Origin of the sequence: Allochromatium vinosum DSM 180 (assembly GCF_000025485.1) — a bacterium.
Taxonomy (GTDB): domain Bacteria; phylum Pseudomonadota; class Gammaproteobacteria; order Chromatiales; family Chromatiaceae; genus Thermochromatium; species Thermochromatium vinosum.
Genome location: NC_013851.1, coordinates 1,826,743 through 1,842,572 on the forward strand (window position 1 = coordinate 1,826,743; position 15,830 = coordinate 1,842,572).

General features: G+C 64.9%; 17 protein-coding genes. 1 reads left to right on the forward strand and 16 read right to left on the reverse strand.

The genetic code is table 11. The features are described 5' to 3' along the window. The 15 genes from ALVIN_RS07790 to fliW all read right to left on the reverse strand — a co-directional run bounded on the left by ALVIN_RS07790 (window position 1) and on the right by fliW (window position 14,677). On the reverse strand, window positions 1–1,119 hold the full coding sequence (locus ALVIN_RS07790; RefSeq protein ID WP_012970781.1) for a protein-glutamate methylesterase/protein-glutamine glutaminase: 1,119 nt from the start codon (window positions 1,117–1,119) through the stop codon (window positions 1–3). 69 nt (window positions 1,120–1,188) lie between these two features. Then, entirely contained in the window at window positions 1,189–1,791 is a 603-nt protein-coding gene (locus ALVIN_RS07795; protein WP_012970782.1) for a chemotaxis protein CheD, read from the reverse strand. After that, complete coding sequence (locus tag ALVIN_RS07800) at window positions 1,788–2,672, reverse strand: CheR family methyltransferase (RefSeq protein WP_012970783.1); 885 nt, start codon at window positions 2,670–2,672, stop codon at window positions 1,788–1,790. The genes ALVIN_RS07795 and ALVIN_RS07800 overlap by 4 nt, the downstream gene beginning before the upstream one ends. Further along, a complete protein-coding gene (locus tag ALVIN_RS07805; protein ID WP_012970784.1) occupies window positions 2,659–3,216 on the reverse strand; it encodes a chemotaxis protein CheW in 558 nt (185 codons plus the stop codon). The genes ALVIN_RS07800 and ALVIN_RS07805 overlap by 14 nt, the downstream gene beginning before the upstream one ends. Window positions 3,217–3,226: 10 nt before the next feature. Next, complete coding sequence (locus ALVIN_RS07810) at window positions 3,227–5,173, reverse strand: HAMP domain-containing methyl-accepting chemotaxis protein (RefSeq protein ID WP_012970785.1); 1,947 nt, start codon at window positions 5,171–5,173, stop codon at window positions 3,227–3,229. A gap of 55 nt (window positions 5,174–5,228) precedes the next feature. Next, entirely contained in the window at window positions 5,229–7,436 is a 2,208-nt protein-coding gene (locus ALVIN_RS07815; RefSeq protein WP_012970786.1) for a chemotaxis protein CheA, read from the reverse strand. Next, window positions 7,433–7,759 carry an STAS domain-containing protein gene (locus ALVIN_RS07820; RefSeq protein WP_012970787.1) on the reverse strand — a complete coding sequence of 109 codons (327 nt, stop codon included), beginning with the start codon at window positions 7,757–7,759 and terminating at the stop codon, window positions 7,433–7,435. Before ALVIN_RS07820 ends, ALVIN_RS07815 begins: the two co-directional genes overlap by 4 nt. A 64-nt stretch (window positions 7,760–7,823) precedes the next feature. Beyond that, window positions 7,824–9,173, reverse strand: coding sequence for an RNA-guided endonuclease IscB (gene iscB / locus ALVIN_RS07825; RefSeq protein ID WP_012970788.1), 1,350 nt, complete (start codon window positions 9,171–9,173; stop codon window positions 7,824–7,826). A gap of 327 nt (window positions 9,174–9,500) precedes the next feature. Continuing rightward, complete coding sequence (locus tag ALVIN_RS07830) at window positions 9,501–9,869, reverse strand: response regulator (RefSeq protein ID WP_012970789.1); 369 nt, start codon at window positions 9,867–9,869, stop codon at window positions 9,501–9,503. Window positions 9,870–9,882: 13 nt separating this feature from the next. Beyond that, window positions 9,883–11,088, reverse strand: a complete 1,206-nt coding sequence (locus ALVIN_RS07835) for a methyl-accepting chemotaxis protein (RefSeq protein WP_012970790.1) — start codon at window positions 11,086–11,088, stop codon at window positions 9,883–9,885. 198 nt (window positions 11,089–11,286) lie between these two features. Further along, window positions 11,287–12,480 (reverse strand): DUF5610 domain-containing protein, encoded by a 1,194-nt coding sequence (locus ALVIN_RS07840; RefSeq protein WP_012970791.1) that lies wholly within the window; start codon window positions 12,478–12,480, stop codon window positions 11,287–11,289. Window positions 12,481–12,549: 69 nt separating this feature from the next. After that, window positions 12,550–13,341, reverse strand: coding sequence for a 16S rRNA (adenine(1518)-N(6)/adenine(1519)-N(6))-dimethyltransferase RsmA (rsmA, locus tag ALVIN_RS07845; protein WP_012970792.1), 792 nt, complete (start codon window positions 13,339–13,341; stop codon window positions 12,550–12,552). Between the two features lie 8 nt (window positions 13,342–13,349). Then, window positions 13,350–13,640 (reverse strand): DUF2934 domain-containing protein, encoded by a 291-nt coding sequence (locus tag ALVIN_RS07850; protein WP_012970793.1) that lies wholly within the window; start codon window positions 13,638–13,640, stop codon window positions 13,350–13,352. A gap of 7 nt (window positions 13,641–13,647) precedes the next feature. Beyond that, on the reverse strand, window positions 13,648–14,112 hold the full coding sequence (locus tag ALVIN_RS07855; RefSeq protein WP_012970794.1) for a rhodanese-like domain-containing protein: 465 nt from the start codon (window positions 14,110–14,112) through the stop codon (window positions 13,648–13,650). A 139-nt stretch (window positions 14,113–14,251) separates the two neighbouring features. After that, window positions 14,252–14,677: a flagellar assembly protein FliW gene (fliW, locus tag ALVIN_RS07860; RefSeq protein ID WP_012970795.1), complete on the reverse strand. Its 426-nt coding sequence runs from the start codon at window positions 14,675–14,677 to the stop codon at window positions 14,252–14,254. Window positions 14,678–14,843: 166 nt separating this feature from the next. Here fliW and ALVIN_RS07865 point away from each other — a divergent pair, with 166 nt between their 5' ends. Next, window positions 14,844–15,416, forward strand: coding sequence for an Lcl C-terminal domain-containing protein (locus tag ALVIN_RS07865; RefSeq protein ID WP_012970796.1), 573 nt, complete (start codon window positions 14,844–14,846; stop codon window positions 15,414–15,416). A gap of 7 nt (window positions 15,417–15,423) precedes the next feature. Here the strand turns inward: ALVIN_RS07865 and ALVIN_RS07870 are convergent, their stop codons facing one another. Next, entirely contained in the window at window positions 15,424–15,759 is a 336-nt protein-coding gene (locus ALVIN_RS07870; protein ID WP_012970797.1) for a hypothetical protein, read from the reverse strand. Window positions 15,760–15,830: the final 71 nt, after the last annotated feature.

Consider the following 15,830-nt stretch of genomic DNA (forward strand, 5'->3'; position numbering starts at 1 on the left):
TCATCCGGGCACGGATGCCCCATGCAGACGCTTGTAGGCCAGACGTGTCGGGGCCTGCGTGACGAGCTCGGGGATGCGCGGCAGCCCGACCACGGCATCCACGCCGCCGAGCTTGACCGCCTCCTTGGGCATGCCATAGACGACGCAGGTCTGCTCGTCCTGGGCGATGGTCAGGGCGCCGGTCTGATGCATCTCCAGCAGACCGCGCGCGCCGTCGTCGCCCATGCCGGTCATGATGATGCCGACCGCGTTGGAACCGGCCGCCTGGGCCGTGGAGCGAAAGAGCACGTCGACCGAGGGACGATGCCGGCTGACCAGCGGCCCGCCCTTGACCTCGACCCGATACTGGGCACCGCTGCGGCGCAGCAGCAGATGGTCGGTGCCGGGCGCGATCAGGGCCAGTCCGGGGAGGACACGGTCGCCGTTGCGCGCCTCGCGCACCTCGATCTGGCAGAGCTGATCGAGTCGCGCGGCGAAGGCGGCCGTGAACTGCCCCGGCATGTGCTGGACGATGACGAGTCCGGGGGCGGTGCGCGGCAGTCGGGTGAGCACGTATTCGAGCGCCTGGGTGCCGCCGGTCGAGGTGCCGATGGCGACTACGCGCTCGGTCATGCCGGCGATCGGCGCGGCCGCACGCTCGGCCAGCACCACATCAGCCGGGAGTTTCTGGGTCGGTGTCATGATCGGCCTGGCGCGCGAGCCGGCCGAGACGCGCTCCATGCGCGCATGGCCGGCCGCCTTGATGGCATCGCCGAGCAGCGTCCTGGATTCTTCCAGGAACTGGCGCAGCCCGATCTTGGGCTTGGCGATGATGTCGACCGCCCCGGCGCTCATCGCCTGCATGGTGATCTCGGCGCCCTGCTCGGTCAGGGTCGAGCAGATGATGACCGGCGTCGGGCGCTCGGCCATGAGCTGACGCAGGAAGGTCAGACCATCCATGCGCGGCATCTCGATGTCGAGCACGATGACGTCGGGCCACTGCGTCTCCAGCAGTTTGCGCGCAAACAGCGGGTCGCGTGCCGCGCCCATGACCGTGATGCCGGCGATGCCGGCGAGCTGCTCGGTGAGCACCTGGCGGACGACCGCCGAGTCGTCCACGATCAAGACCTTCACAGTCATCCCAACACCGTCCATTCAATCGCGTTCCAGCCGGATGGGCGCACCACGATCCGCCCGTTGGAGCGCGCGTCAGAAGAAATCGGCCGGAACGCCACGCTGTCTGGCGGCGATGGCGTTCTGTAGATAGCGCTGCTCGTCGTTCAGGATACGCTCGACGCCGGCGCGCTGAATCCGGCGCAGAAACACCGAATAATCCCCGCCGTAGAAATGGATCTGGCGCCCATGCAGTCCACCGAGATCCTGCGCCACCAGCGGAATACCATCGTGTTCGAGGAACTGACGCACGAAGGCCACGTTGGACGCGCCGATGTTGAAGCGATCCGGCCGCGTATCCGTGTCCTCGCGCAGGACATTGGCCCCGCCGAACGCCTTGGCCCGGAGACGTTCGCGTCGCGCGCCACGCTTGAGCAGCCCGTTGACGAGCATCTCCATCGCCCAGACCCCATAGCGTCCGGCATCCGTGGCCAGCACCGGCTCGCGGCTGGCCGGATTGCGCATCGGCAGCAGAAAATGATTCATTCCCATCACTTGCGCCACTGGATCGAACAGACAGACCGAGACGCAGGATCCCAACAGGGTCGTCAGGATCATCGGCTCGTCGGTGGTCATGTGTTCGCCGGGGCGCACCAGATGGCGCTTGATCGCTTTCGCCGGGATCGCCGCTGCATTCATGGTGCGCCTCGCTGCGTGCTCGGGCGCTGAAAGATCGAGGGGCGGATCATGATGAGCGGGGTGTCGAGCCCGTGCAGCGACTCGACATGACTGATGAACAGCAGACCACCGGGACGCAGCGACGCGAACAATCGGTCGATGACGCGCTGTTTGGTCGGCGGATCGAAATAGATCAGCACGTTGCGCAGAAAGATGATGTCGAACGACTCGCCGTCGCGGCGCGGTTGCAGCAGATTGTGCTGTTTCAGCGTCACCCGCGACTTGAGCTTGGGATCGATCAGCAGATTGCCGGCCTGCGCGCGCACACCCTTGAGACAGTAGCGTTCCAGCCAGGGGCGCGGCAGATGCCGGGCGCGTTCGAGCGGATAGACCCCCTGACGCGCCTGCTCCAGCACCCGCTGGCTGATATCGGTCCCCAGGATGTGCCAGTCGCCCGGTCCCAGTGCATCGGCCAGCACCATGGCCAGGGTATAGACCTCCTCGCCCGTGGAACAGGCCGCGCTCCAGAGCCGCAACCCCAGGCCGTGGTAGGTCGGGAGTACCTGCTCGCGCAGATATTCGAAATGCGCCGGCTCGCGATAGAAATAGGTCTCGTTGGTGGTCAGAAGATCGACCAGATGCTGACGTTCCTGGTCCTGGTCCGGCTCGAAGACACGGTCGAGATAGGCATCGAAACTGTGCAGCCCCAGATGGTGCAGCCGCCGCTGGAGGCGCGCGCTGACCATCTGTCGCTTGTGCGGCGCCAGACTGATGCCGGCCCGCTCGTGGATGAAGTGACGGAAACGCTCGAATTCGCGCTCCTTGAGCGGTATGACGTCCGGTGGGCGCAGCGCATCCGCACGGGCCGCGTCCCGCGCGAGCTGTCCTTCAAGACGCCCCATCCGCTCCCCCGCCGGCCGCCTCATGACTGAGCCGGCGCAACGCCGCCAGTTCCTGCATGGACAGCACATGATCGACGCTGAGGATGATGACGAAGACATCCTCGACCCGTCCCATCGCCTCGATGAAGTCGATGCGGATCTCCGATCCGAACTCGGGCGGCGGCTTGATGTCCTCGCAGGCGATCTCCAGGATGTTCTTGACCTCGTCGACCAGCATCCCGAGCACATGCGCCTCGTCGCCGACATGCACCTCCACCAGCACGATGCAACTGCGCTTGGTCAGGGTGATCGGCCCGCGTCCCAGCCGCGCGCCGAGATCGATCACGGGCACCACGCTGCCGCGCAGATTGATGATGCCGCGGATATAGTCCGGGGTCATGGGGACACGGGTGATGGCCGGCGTCTCGATGATCTCCTTGACCGCGTCGATCGACATGGCCAGACGCTCGTCGGACACGGCGAAGGTCAGATACTGGGTGAATTCGTCGCCGGCCTCGCTGTGCGTCGCCGCCCCCGTCCGGTTGCTCAACACCAACTCGCCCATATGAACCTCCTCAGAAACGCTCGAAGTCCTTGTGGTCGAAGTCGTCGAGATCCACCGTGCCCTCCGCCTCGCGCACGCGGCTCGCCACAGGTGCCGGGGCGCGCACGCGGCTCTTGGTCCGTGATCCGCTCGATCCGGTGCGGAAGAACGCCATGGTCTCCTGCAACTGACTGGCCTGACCGCTGAGTTCCTCGGCCGTCGCCGCCAGTTCTTCCGAAGACGAGGCGTTCTGCTGGGTGGCCTTGTCGAGCTGGCTCATCGCCTCGTTGATCTGACCGATTCCGGCCGCCTGCTCGCCGGAGGCCGCCGTGATCTCCTCGACCAGATCGGCGGTCTTGACGATGTTGGGCACCATCTGTTCCAGCAGCTTTCCGGCCTCCTCGGCGATGGCCACACTGCTGGTGGCCAACTTGTTGATCTCCTGCGCCGTCACGCCGCTGTTCTCGGCCAGCTTGCGCACCTCGGCCGCGACCACCGTGAAGCCCTTGCCGTGCTCGCCGGCCCGTGCGGCCTCGATCGCCGCGTTGAGGGCCAGCAGATTGGTCTTGTAGGCGATGTCCTCGATCAGCCCGATCTTGCTGGCGATCTCCTTCATCGCCGCCACGGTGCGCGCCACGGCCTCGCCGCCGCGCCGCGCTTCCTCGGCCGAGCTCTTGGCCATGCCGTTGGTCACGCGGGCGTTCTCGGTGTTCTGCTGCACCGAGGCGTTCAACTGTTCGATGCTGGCCGTGGTCTCTTCCACACTCGCGGCCTGCTCGGTCGCCCCCTGACTGAGCGCCTGCGCCGTGGAGCTGACTTCGCTGGAGGCCGAGGACAGGTTATCGGCCCCGACTCGCACTTCACCCACGATCTGGCGCAGCCGCTCGACCATGGCATACATGTCTTTGTAGACGCCGCGCAGATTGGTCTGATCGAACTCGATGGCCAGATTGCCGGCGGCGACCTGTTTGGTGATATCGGCGATGACGCCGGGATCCTTGCCCAACTGGGCCATGACGCCGCGAATGATGAGCCAGGCGATCAGGAGACCGGCCAGGAGCGCGATCAGCGACAGCACCGAGATCAGCAGGATTCCGCGATCGTTGGTGGCCTGAACCTGAGGTCCGATGATGTCCTGTTCACCCTTGTAGGAGAGTTTGATCGCATCGATGTCGGCCGCGAACTTGGGTCCGAGGACATTCAGGGTCTCCTCGATGAGCCGATTGCGTTCCTCGATGAGACCGACCACGCGGTCGAAGGCGCTCTTGTAGTCGGCCTGGAGGCGCATGCTCTCGGCGAGCAGGGCGCGCCGCTGTGGATCCTGGAGGCCGGCGTCCATCGCCTCCATCTGTTGGCCGAGTTCCGTCCATTCCCGGTTGACGCGATCCACGTCCGCTTGAGCGTTTTCGCTGAGGAAACGACGCACATAGAGGCGCGCCAGCAGCAGATTGCGCAGACCGCGCGCCGACTTGAGCACGGCCTCGGTGTCGCCGGACTGGTTGGCGCCCTCAAGGATCTTGGTCAAGCTCTGTTCGATGGCTGGACCGTTGACTTCGAGCACGTCGTTGGCGAGTTTGTCGCTCTCATGGGTCATGGACACGACCTGCTCGAAGGTCTGGCTATAAGTCGCGATATTGGTCGCTGAGGTATCGATCTTGGCCTTGCGATCGGGGTCTCGGACGATGCTTTGCAGTTCCTTGAGGATGGCATCGGTCGTTGCCAGGTACTGCTCGAATTGCTTCACGCTCTGGTCGGCGTGGGTCTTGATGTAATCCTTGACCTCCATCCGCCCCATGAGCATGGCCGCCTGCATCTCGCCCATGCGGTTGGCACGGACCGCCTTCTCGCGATAGGAGGCAAAGCCCGTCGAGGCGCCGTTGATAGTGAAATAGGACAGGACGCCAACGATCACGAGCAGGGTCAGGATCGCCGTGAACCCCAGGATGAGCTTTTTGGCCATGGTCATGGAACGAAACATGTGCATTCTCCCAATACGACTTGAATCGATAGCGTCTCTTACGGCTCACTTTGGCTCAGGCGACGGCCGAACGCTTGCCGGCGCCCGCGCGCTGTCCCTCGGCGATGGCGGCCAGCTCGGCGACATCCAGGATGAGCGCAATGTCGCCCGTGCCCAGGATGGTCGCGCCGGCTACGCCGCGCAGTCGTTCGAAGACCTTGCCAAGCGGCTTGATGACGGTTTGCAGCTCACCGAGCAGCGTGTCCACCACCAGCCCCATCTTGTGATGCCCGAAACGCACCACCACCAGACTCTCGCGCCGCGGCCCCTGTTGGATCCCGGCATTTTCAAAAAGGTCGGTCAGACGAATGAACGGCAGCACCTCACCGCGCAGATTGATGTAGTGCTCGCCCTGTTGCCGCGCGCTGCGCTCGGCGTCCATCTCGACACACTCGGCGACCTGAGCGAGCGGGATGACATACTGATCCGGCCCGGCGCCGACCAGGAAGCCGTCAATGATGGCCAGGGTCAACGGCAGTACGATCGTGACCTGGGTGCCCTCCCCCAGACGGCTGTCGAGTTCGACCGTGCCGCGCAGCGCCTCGATGTTGCGTCGCACCACGTCCATGCCCACGCCGCGTCCCGACAGGTTGGTCGCCTGCTCCTTGGTCGACAGCCCTGGCGCGAAGATCAGGCGCAGCGTCTCCTCGCGCGTCAGCACGTCCTCGGGCTTGACGAGTCCCGCCGCCTCGGCCTTGGCGCGAATACGCTCGACGTTGAGTCCGGCACCGTCGTCGGCGATCTCGACCACGATGTGCCCCGAGTCGTGATAGGCGTTGATGCGCACCGTGCCCTGGGCCGGCTTGCCGCGTGCGCGGCGCACCTCGGGCGTCTCGATGCCGTGGTCGACGGCGTTGCGGATCAGATGAGTCAACGGGTCGATCATCTTCTCGACCACCGTCTTGTCGAGTTCGGTCTCGCCGCCGGTGATGACCAGTTCGATCTCCTTGCCGAGTTCGCGACTGGCGTCGCGCACCACGCGCTTGAAGCGCGAGAGCGACTCGCCGATCGGCACCATGCGCAGTTGCAGCGCGTTGTCGCGGATCTCGGCGACCAGATAGTCGACGCCGTCGACCACCTCGTTCATATCCTCGATCCCGGCGCGCTTGACCAGGACGCGGATGGCGGCGCTGCTCGTGACCAGCTCGCCGATCAGGTCGATCAGATGCCCGAGCCGCTGGGCGTCGACACGGATGAAACGCGTCTCCTCTTGACGCCGGGCGCGCGCGGCCTCCTGCGTGCGGGCCGCCTGTTCGACCACCGCCGGTTTGATCGATCCCTGCTCGACCAGGATCTCGCCGACACGGCGCTTGTGCGCCTTGGTGTCGCCTTCGGTGGAACCGCGCGCCTCGACCGCCTGCGTCTCCAGGGCACGATCGAGCTCGCTCCGGGTCAGAGCGCCGATGCGCAACAGCAGATCGCCGATCCAGCCCACCTGCTCGTCGGGTACGGCGGCGAGCAGCTCCAGATATTTCGAGTGCGCCGTGTCCGGCTCCAGGATACGGATCTCGCAGTCCTGATCGGCGAACTCGAACACCCCGGCGAGTGTCGGCTTGTCGACCTCGCCGCGAAAACCGATGCCGAACTGAAGATAGCAGCTCTCGGGATCGAAGTCGTCGGCGTGTCTGGCCTCGGGATCGAGCCGGGTGGTCACATGCACCAGCTCGCCCAGGGAACCGAGATAACGCAGGAAGGACAGCGGATCGATACCGTCGCGAAAGGTGTCGCGCTTGAATCTGAGCGTGATCATCCAGAGATCGCTGACGACCGGCAGATACTTGGCGTCCGGCTCGGAGCGCGCAACGGCGGCCGCGTCCTGATCGGCGTCACCCGACCGTCCAAGCCGCGCCAGCAGCGACTCGCCCGCGCGCGCCAGATCGGGATCGAGCGGGCCGTCCGGCACGGACGCTGCGACGATGGCATCGACGAGCCGCGCGGTGTGGTCGCGACATTCGAGCAGGGTCGCGATCAGGGGGCGTGTCAGGGGCACCTGGCCCGAGCGGACCCGATCCATCAGGGTCTCGACGGTATGGGTGAACTCGACGATGGCCTCATAACCGAACACACCGCCTGTTCCCTTGATGGTGTGCATGGCCCGGAAGACCGCGTTGAGCGACTCCGGATCATCGGGATCGTCCTCCAGGGCCAGTAGCGCGTCCTCCATGGATTGCAGTAGCTCGGCCACCTCGGCCAGAAAGGACTGACGGGCGCTGTCCAGATTCATGCCTCGTCTCCCACCGCCGCGTCGGCGGAACCGGGATCGAACAGGTCGCCGAGCTGGAGCAGGTCCAGCACCTCGTCCACCACCGACCCATGGGCGCTCAGTCGCAGCGTGATCCCCCGCAGGCGCGCCGTCTCGCGCAGCCAGAGCAGGAGCTGGATCCCGGCGCCATCCAGCTCCGTGATCCCGGAGAGATCGAGCTCGCCGGTGGGGTGCTCGCCCAGATGCGGGCGCAGCCGATTCAGCGTCTCGGCCACCGTGTAGATGGTCAGATCGCCGCTGAGTATCAGCCGGTCGTCGTTCGGGTGTTCCGGTCGTGTGTTCATCAGTCTTGCGCGAGAAACCCCGTCCTTCCGGGCGGGGAGGGATAGCGCGCGGCGCGTAGCGCCGTCAGGCCGCCCGTCTCGCCTTCTCCGCATCTGGTTTAGGTTGGAAGGCGTAGCCATAGCCGTCAGCGCGCTGGAGGACGCGGCAATGGCGGTAAGAAACCCCCTGAACGGTTCCGCCCTGGGCCTGGATGTTGAACGATCCCGTTTGGCGCACCGCCACGCGCCCGACATGCACGCCGGCCTTCTTGCCCTTAGGCACCTCGGCGCGCACCCAATCGCCGGTCTGGAAGCCGTGGACGCGCTTGTGGCGCATCAGATAGCCGCGCGGGAAGCCGTTGTTGAACGTGCGCGTGCGGCGGTAAGCGCCGCGCCCGGTGGCGCGGATGGCCAGGACCGGGCGGTTCCAGTCGCGCACCTGATCGACGGCGCCGACACAGGCGGCATCGAGGGCATGGGTTTTGGGGATGTCCAGGCGCGTGCGATTGAACTTGGTGCGTCCGCCCGAGCCGGTCTCGACCGCGAGGCCCGTGGTCTGGAGCGCGTTCAACAGCGCCCAGCGCGTGGCATTGACGGCGGCGGCGTCCTGAAGCGGCGCTTGGGCCTGGGCTTGGATCCGGTGCAGGAGCGCCGGTTGGCGTTTCAGAAAGTCCTCGATGGACTGGTTCGCCTTGCGCTGATTGCAGGCTCGGCAGGCGAGCGTCAGGTTCGAGACCCGATCCGAGCCGCCCCGCGCGCGTGGAACGATGTGCTCGATCTCCAGCGGTACGTGCGTCGCGCCACAATAGGCGCAGGTGCGGTGCCATGTCTCCAGCAGGTATTCACGCACTTCGTAGCCCGCCAGTTCGCCCTGTTGGTACTCCACACCGGAGATCTCCGGGTTCTGGAGCGCCTGGGTATCGAAACGCACCAGTTCCTGACTGAGGGCGGTGATCGGGGCGAGCCGGCGCAGCCGCGCCACCCAGTTGAGCGTCGTGTCGAGCCGATGCTGTAACGACGGCGGCAACCAGCCCTCACGGCGGGGGCGATTCAGAAAACGCGGCGCCCGGTAGCGGGTCTTCCGAGACCGGCGTGCTCGGCGATAGTGACGCCGCAGCGTCAGCGCCTCCCGGATCGCCTGACCGCGATGCGCCAGTTCCCCAAGCCACAGCCCATGCTCCAAGCGCTCGACCGCGCCCGTGTCCGCATCGCCGGTCTCGGATTCGCGAACGATGGCCAGCCCCGTGACGCGACTGCCCGGATCGAGCTTCAAGCGCAGTGGTTGAACCGCGCCGCCGATTCGATCCTTCAGCCGAAGGGTGAAGGGGGCCAGACGCACCACCACCGCGCGTCCGCGCTCCAGCAACAGCCGCGCGCGTTTCTCCGTGCACGGCATCAGCGGATGTTTCTGTTTGTCGAGTACGAATACCGCCATTGGTCTGTTCCAAACGTCTGCCCTTACGGGCCTGGTGACGGAGCCTTGCGGCTCGCTCCCCTCGGGAATGTCTGCAACCGGCTCCCGCCTCGCGGCGGCGATCGGAACCTTCGGCGCTTTGCCTTTCGCCTGCATGACTCCGACCTTCCAGGGTCCGGGACTGAGGAAGCATCCCGGAGTGGGTCTCAACGACCTGTTGCAAACGCAGCGGATGTTCACCGCTGTCCCTGATCAACCCGGCTTGCGAGTCGCCTCACAAGCCCCCGCCTTCAGGCGGGGGTAGTTGACCCCAACCTCGACTGTGCAAACAACCCCTTGGACTTGGATTCAGGGCAGGATCAGCTTGGAGACGGCATCCAGCAGCAGCGGAGGCTGGAAGGGCTTGACCAGCCAGGCCTTGGCCCCGGCCGCGCGCGCGGCCTCCTTCTTCTCGGGCTGACTCTCGGTGGTCAGCATCAGGATCGGCGTAAACCTGTAGTTGGGCCGTTTTTTGATCTCACTGACCAGGGTGATGCCGTCCATGTTGGGCATGTTCACGTCGCTGACGATGAGATGAATCTTCTTGCCGTCGAGCTTGGCCAGCGCGTCACGCCCGTCACAGGCCTCGATGACCTCGTACCCCGCGCCCTTGAGCGCGATGCCCACCACACTGCGAAAGGAGGCCGAATCATCGACCACCATGATCGTCTTCGCCATGCCTAACTCCGTTTCAGAAGAATGTCAATTCCGAGGCCGCCGACTCGTGGCGTGGCTGCTTCACGCCATGATGCAGATCGCATTCCTCGATGGTGCTATAGGATTTGAGCAGGCGCGCCAACAGATCGTCGATCTCCAGGATGTCGCGTTCCTGCTGGGGCAGGTCGTGCCCGGACGTGACCTTGAGTCGCTCACTCAGGCTGTCCAGCCCCTCGCAGACATGGCTGAGGATCTGGCTGGTGCGATCCTGGAACTGTAGATCGACCATGGAGGCGCCGATGCGCGCGCGCAGGCTCTCGCTGAGTGCGCGCAGACTCTGGGCGTCCTCGTTGAGCGACTCGGTCGTCTGTAGCAGACGCTTCATGACGGCCTCGACCTTGTGTTTGGACTCCCCGACCAGCTCGTCGGCACGGCGCATGGAGGCTTTGACCATCGTTTGGGTCTCGGCCAGTGAGCGTGCCAGCTCCTCGACCTTGGCGCTGATGCGCGCGCCTGTGTTGGCCGATGAACCGGCCAGCTTGCGCACCTCGTCGGCCACCACGGCGAAACCGCGCCCCTGCTCACCCGCGCGCGCCGCCTCGATGGCCGCGTTGAGCGCCAGCAGGTTGATCTGTTCGGCCACCGAACGCACGTCCTGGGCCATCTGCCGCATCTGTTCACCAAATCCGGCCAGCCGATCGACCTGGTCGTTCATCGCCGCGTCACGATGCAGAATGGCCTCGAAGTCGGCGATCACCTCGGTCAGCGTCGCCTGACTGTCCTCGAACTGACCGAGGATGGCGCGATCCTCCAGATCGCTGGCGCCCGTGGTCTGGATCACGCGCTCCAGATCCGCGACCAGTTCACTGAACGCGACGACCAGATGGCTGATGCTCTGCTCGGTGAGCTGGCGCGAATGCGCGATATGACGCACAAAGATGGGAAAGAGTTCGATGCCCAGACGCTCGAAGGCGTGTTCGAGCGCGGCCATCTGTTGGCCCTGATGGTCGAGCCTGGATTGAATCTCGGCACGCGCGGCGGCGATCCGGGCGGCGTGCGATCGAGACTGACGGAAGGCGATCAGGAAAGCGAGCGCGAGCACCAGAGGCGCCAGACCCCAGCCTGCTGGAGACCCCGAACCCAGCCACAGCATCGAGGTAGCAGCGAACAGGCCCAGGGCCAGGACTTCCCAGGACGCGCGGATCCAGTGGGTGAGCGACTGCATCGGCTGGTTTGACACCAGTGTCTCCTTGATTTCAGTCACCGAGTATGGTCGAGGCAACTCCCGTCAAGTATGGGCCGGACTCGAACCGTCTCGGTATGACGGCACTGAACGTCCTGAATGGCTGGATCGGTCCGGCAGGCCGAGAGTCTGACTCCCCAAGACGTCGTTCAGACCGATCCTAAGCGATTTCGACCGTCGCTGCACACTTCAATTTCACGTCAATGAGTCGTCCGGTTTCGCGGGGGTGATGGCATTCAGGATCTGCTCCAGGTTCTGCTCGTAGCGTTTTTGCTGCTCGGTATTGGCCTCCAGGAAGCGGCTGTCCTGCTGGACGAGCCCGCGCATGATCTCGCTGGCGGCTTGATCCGGCTGGTTCAGGAAGCCGAGCTCCGGACGCTCGAAGCTGTCGCGCAGCTCGCGCATCATGTGACCGAGACGACGGCCGGCGTTCTGGACCGACTCGGGCTGTTCCAGACGCTGGGTGCCTTCATACACACGGGCCGCGCTGTAACTCTCGGAGCGGCTCATGGTCAGGTTCATGGACGCGAGCTGGGAGGCGTCGAAGCGGACGTCGGGCGCCTGCTCGAAGGCTTTCTGCACGTCACCACCGAAGAAGTCCTTGGCCAGCTTGCCGACGTCCTGGACCAGCGTCTGGATGGCCTTCAGCTCATCTTCGCTCAGGTCGCCCTTCACGCTGAATCCATAGCCGGTCTGCTCGGACTGGCTGATATCCAGGACGGCGGCGCTGTTGCCTTCGCCATCCTGCGAGAAGCCGAAACTTCCCTGAGCCTCGAAATTGCGGCTGAAGCTGATCTCGACCTCGTCGCCGTCACGGGTCTTGAGCTTCAGGCTGAAGTCTTCGGCGTTCTGATAGCGCTCGGCGACCGCCACGCCGGAGGTTGTGTTCGGCGCCCTGGTCGCTTCGGTCTCGGTTCCGGTCTTGGCCTGGGTCGGCGACAGCTTGGCCAGTCCTTCGAGGGTCAGCTTCTCGGTCGCCCCCACCTGCTCGGCGACATTGCCTTCGAGCACCTTGAGATTGGAGAGGATGTCCTTGGCTTCCTTGAATCCCTGCTCGGCTCCCTTGACGGCGCTCTCGTAGAGCGCCTGGATCTCCTCCTCGGACTTGCCGCGTGCACGGGCGTTCTCCAGCCCCATGGCGACGAAGTCCGTGATACGGCCGGCGACCTTTTCCGGGGTGTATTCGTTGGGGTCGAGCGTTTTCAGCCCGGACACATCCATGCCCGGAATCTCGCGGGCAATGGCGCCGAGCGCCTTCTCCTGAAGGCTGGAGAGCGCCCCGGCCGGCTCGCGCAGGGAGGGTGAACCGGCCGGGGCGCCGACCTGAGTATGGGATCTGAGGGTCAGGCTGTTGGAGACGAGTGACGAGAACTGGGCTTGAATGCTCATGGGGGGCGGCTCCTGCGCACGGTGGGCATACACCCCTTAACGGCTGACGAACGGTCGGCTTGAGTCCGCTCAGTCAGCGGTCGCCGAAGCAGCCAGATTCGCCAGCCGCGTATAGCTGGCCACGTCCAGCTCCTCGGCACGGCGCTTCGGGTCGATGCCGGCGGCTTCGATGATGTCCAAATCGACGACTCCGGACAAGCTGTTGCGCAGGGTCTTGCGCCGCTGACCGAAGGCGGCGGCGACGATCCGTCCATGGAGCCGGGGATCGTCGATGGGGTGCGGGAGCGGTCGCAGCGGACGCAGACGCAGAAAGGCCGACTCGACCTTCGGCGCGGGCTTGAAGGCGCCGGGACCGATGCGAAACAGGCTCGCGGCCGCGCAGCGGCTCTGGATCATGACCGAGAGCCGTCCATAGGTCTTGTCGCCCGGCTCAGCGGCGATGCGTTCGACGACCTCCTTTTGCAGCATCAGGTGCATGTCCTGGAGCGCGTCGAGCTGGTCGAGGAAATGAAACAGCAACGGGGTCGAGATGTTGTAGGGCAGATTGCCGACGAGCCGCAGCGTGCCCTCGGAATCCGCGAGCGTGCGCAGATCGAAGTCGAGCGCGTCGGCGTTGTGGATGCGCAATTCGCCCAGACCGCCCAGCCGTTGACGGAGCGGTTCGATCAGATCGCGGTCGAGTTCGATGACGTCGAGCGCACCGGCCCGGGTCAGCAGACCCTGGGTGATGGCGCCCTGCCCTGGCCCGATCTCGACCAGACGCTCGCCCGGTCGTGCGTCGATGGCGGCGTGGATGCGGTCGATCACCAGGGGATCGTGGAGAAAGTTCTGGCCGAAGCGTTTGCGTGCGCGATGTTCCATGGTGTCGGTCAAGGCTGGACGGTCTCGGAAGGGGTATCGAATGTTGTTGGAACCGCGCGCCCGCCGGCGGTCTCCTGGAGCACCAGGGCGTTGCGGATGAGCCGGGCGCGTGTCTCGTCATCCGTGCGGCCCGTCAGGCAACGGCTGGCGATCATGGCGTCGATCGCCTGTTCGGCCAGCCGCCAGTCGGCTTCGGCCTGGCCGGGCGCGAAGCCGCGCCGCTCAGCCAGATAATAGGCGGCGACCGCGATCATCGTGTGACGCTGGCTGTCGGTGGGACGATCCGCACACTCGGACATGCGGTCATCAGACCGGGCGGCGCTGTTCGGGGCGCAGGCGTGGGGTGAAATAGACATCGGCCTCGTCGAGGTCGACCGGACGGCCTTCGGCGTCGACGAGCGGCTGCTCGTAGTCTTTCCAGCCGCGCAGTCCGGTCTTGAGTGAAACGACGCTGGTGTAACCCAGGACGTTCATCGAGTGAGCCGCCAGCACACTGCGATAGCCCGAGCGGCAGACGACCACGATCTCGCGCTCGCGCGCCTGGACCAGTTCGGGCACGGTTTCCTCATAATCCCATTCACACGCCGACTCCAAAATGCCGCGCGGGACATTGATCGAACCCTCGATGTGCATGGCCGCAAACTCATCGGGTTCGCGCACGTCGACGACCAGCAGGTCCGGGTTGGCCTGGAGACGTTCCTCCAGATCCCAGGGCATGAGTTCGTGCACTTCGGTCAGGCAATGTTTGATGAGTTCCAGGAAGTTCTTCACGGTCTGTCGCGCTCCGCTATGGCGTTGGAGACACCGAGCGCTCGTGCCGGGGTGCTCGGTGTCGAGTGAGCGCGGAGCATAGCCCGAGCGGCCGAGTGCGACATTCGAAATCCTCAACCCTGGGCCGACTCGGACGGATTCAGTTCGAGATGCTGAGTTCGACGCGCGGACTGTCGATGATCTTCTGCATTCCCAGACCCTTGACGACATTGATGAGGATGGGACCGCCGATATTGGCGTTCAGCCCCGGCATGCCGCTGCTTGCGGTCTCGTCTTTCCAGAGCATGAGCAGCACCAGAACCTGCTCGGGATCCTCGGCCTGGAGCAGGGACTGTTCCGTATCATCGAGTTCGAGCACATAATTGAGCGCATAGAGTCTCGGATCGACCAGCGTGAACTCGATCTCCGCGTCGTCCTCGGCGCGCAGTCGGTAGACGCGCCCGGAATCCGTGTCCGAATACGTCAGACGGTAGCGCTGAAGATGCTCGAATCCTGGAATGCCGGCGGGAAAGGCGATGGTGGCGGGGACATCCGGCTCGGAGGCCATGGTGGTCTGCTGGTTCATGGTCCTATGTTCCTCGTTTCATGCGCGCTGTTTGAAAGAGATGGAATTTCGCTGGAGACATTACCGAACGCCGGGACTGGCCGCGTTCTCGTTAAAGGATACACGAGCCTGACGCAGCCGGAGATTCCGGCGCCGATCCTAACCCAGATTCACGGCCCTTGCGATCATGCGATACCGGATACGGACGGCCCTGGCCGTCAGTCTGCTCGTTTACTTCACCCCAGCCCAGCTCCAGGCGCAGGAGGACACGCCGATCCTGCCCGCGACCGATGCCTGTCTGAAGGGCGAAACCGAAACCACACCCTCGGCCGAATTCAGTCTGCTGGAGAACGGGGCCGTGGTCCGGCACCAGCGCACGACGCTCGAATGGCAGCGCTGCGCACTCGGTCAGCGCTGGGACGCCGAATCCAACGGCTGTGTCGGGCGTCCCGCCAGCCATCCCTGGACCAAGGCCATGCAGTTGGCGGGCAAGGCCGGGGGCGACTGGAGACTGCCGACCGGCGAGGAACTCCTGACCATTGTCGAAAAATGTCACGACAGCCCCGCGATCAATCCGCAGGTGTTTCCGAACACCCCTTCGGGGCTGTACTGGTCGTCCTCGGTCGACACGGGCGGACTGGAGCGCGCCTGGTCGGTGAGTTTTTTCAGCGGCCAATACTTCCGGGCCGGCAAGTCGCAGAACGGGCGCGTGCGCCTGGTGCGCGGCACCCTGGGGCCACCGGGCGGCGCCGCGCCCTAGACCTCCGTCACCAGGGCCGGTATTCCAGACCTGGAATGGACTCGCGCTCGAAGACATCCGGCAGCGTCAGGATGCATTCTTTGAGCGCATCGAGTTCCATATAGCGTCCATAGGACGCCTTGGCGGCATCGACCGGCAGTTCCACCCAATAGCGGTGCTGGGACGGCTCATAGAGAATCTGCAGGATGGTCTCCTGCGTATCGATGAGACCGAGATAGTCGTCTTCGGTCTGAAGGCGCGGCAGGAGCTGCTCGCAGATGGCCTTGGCGCTCATCTCCACGGCACTGGCCGAGGAGATGGCTTCACCGGACCGATCGAAGAGATAGAAGACGCGATAGTGCATAGTGGGCGGGCTCGCTATCCAAGGGAGGCCATGAATGCAATGAGACCCATCCGGAGTCCGACTCGCGCATG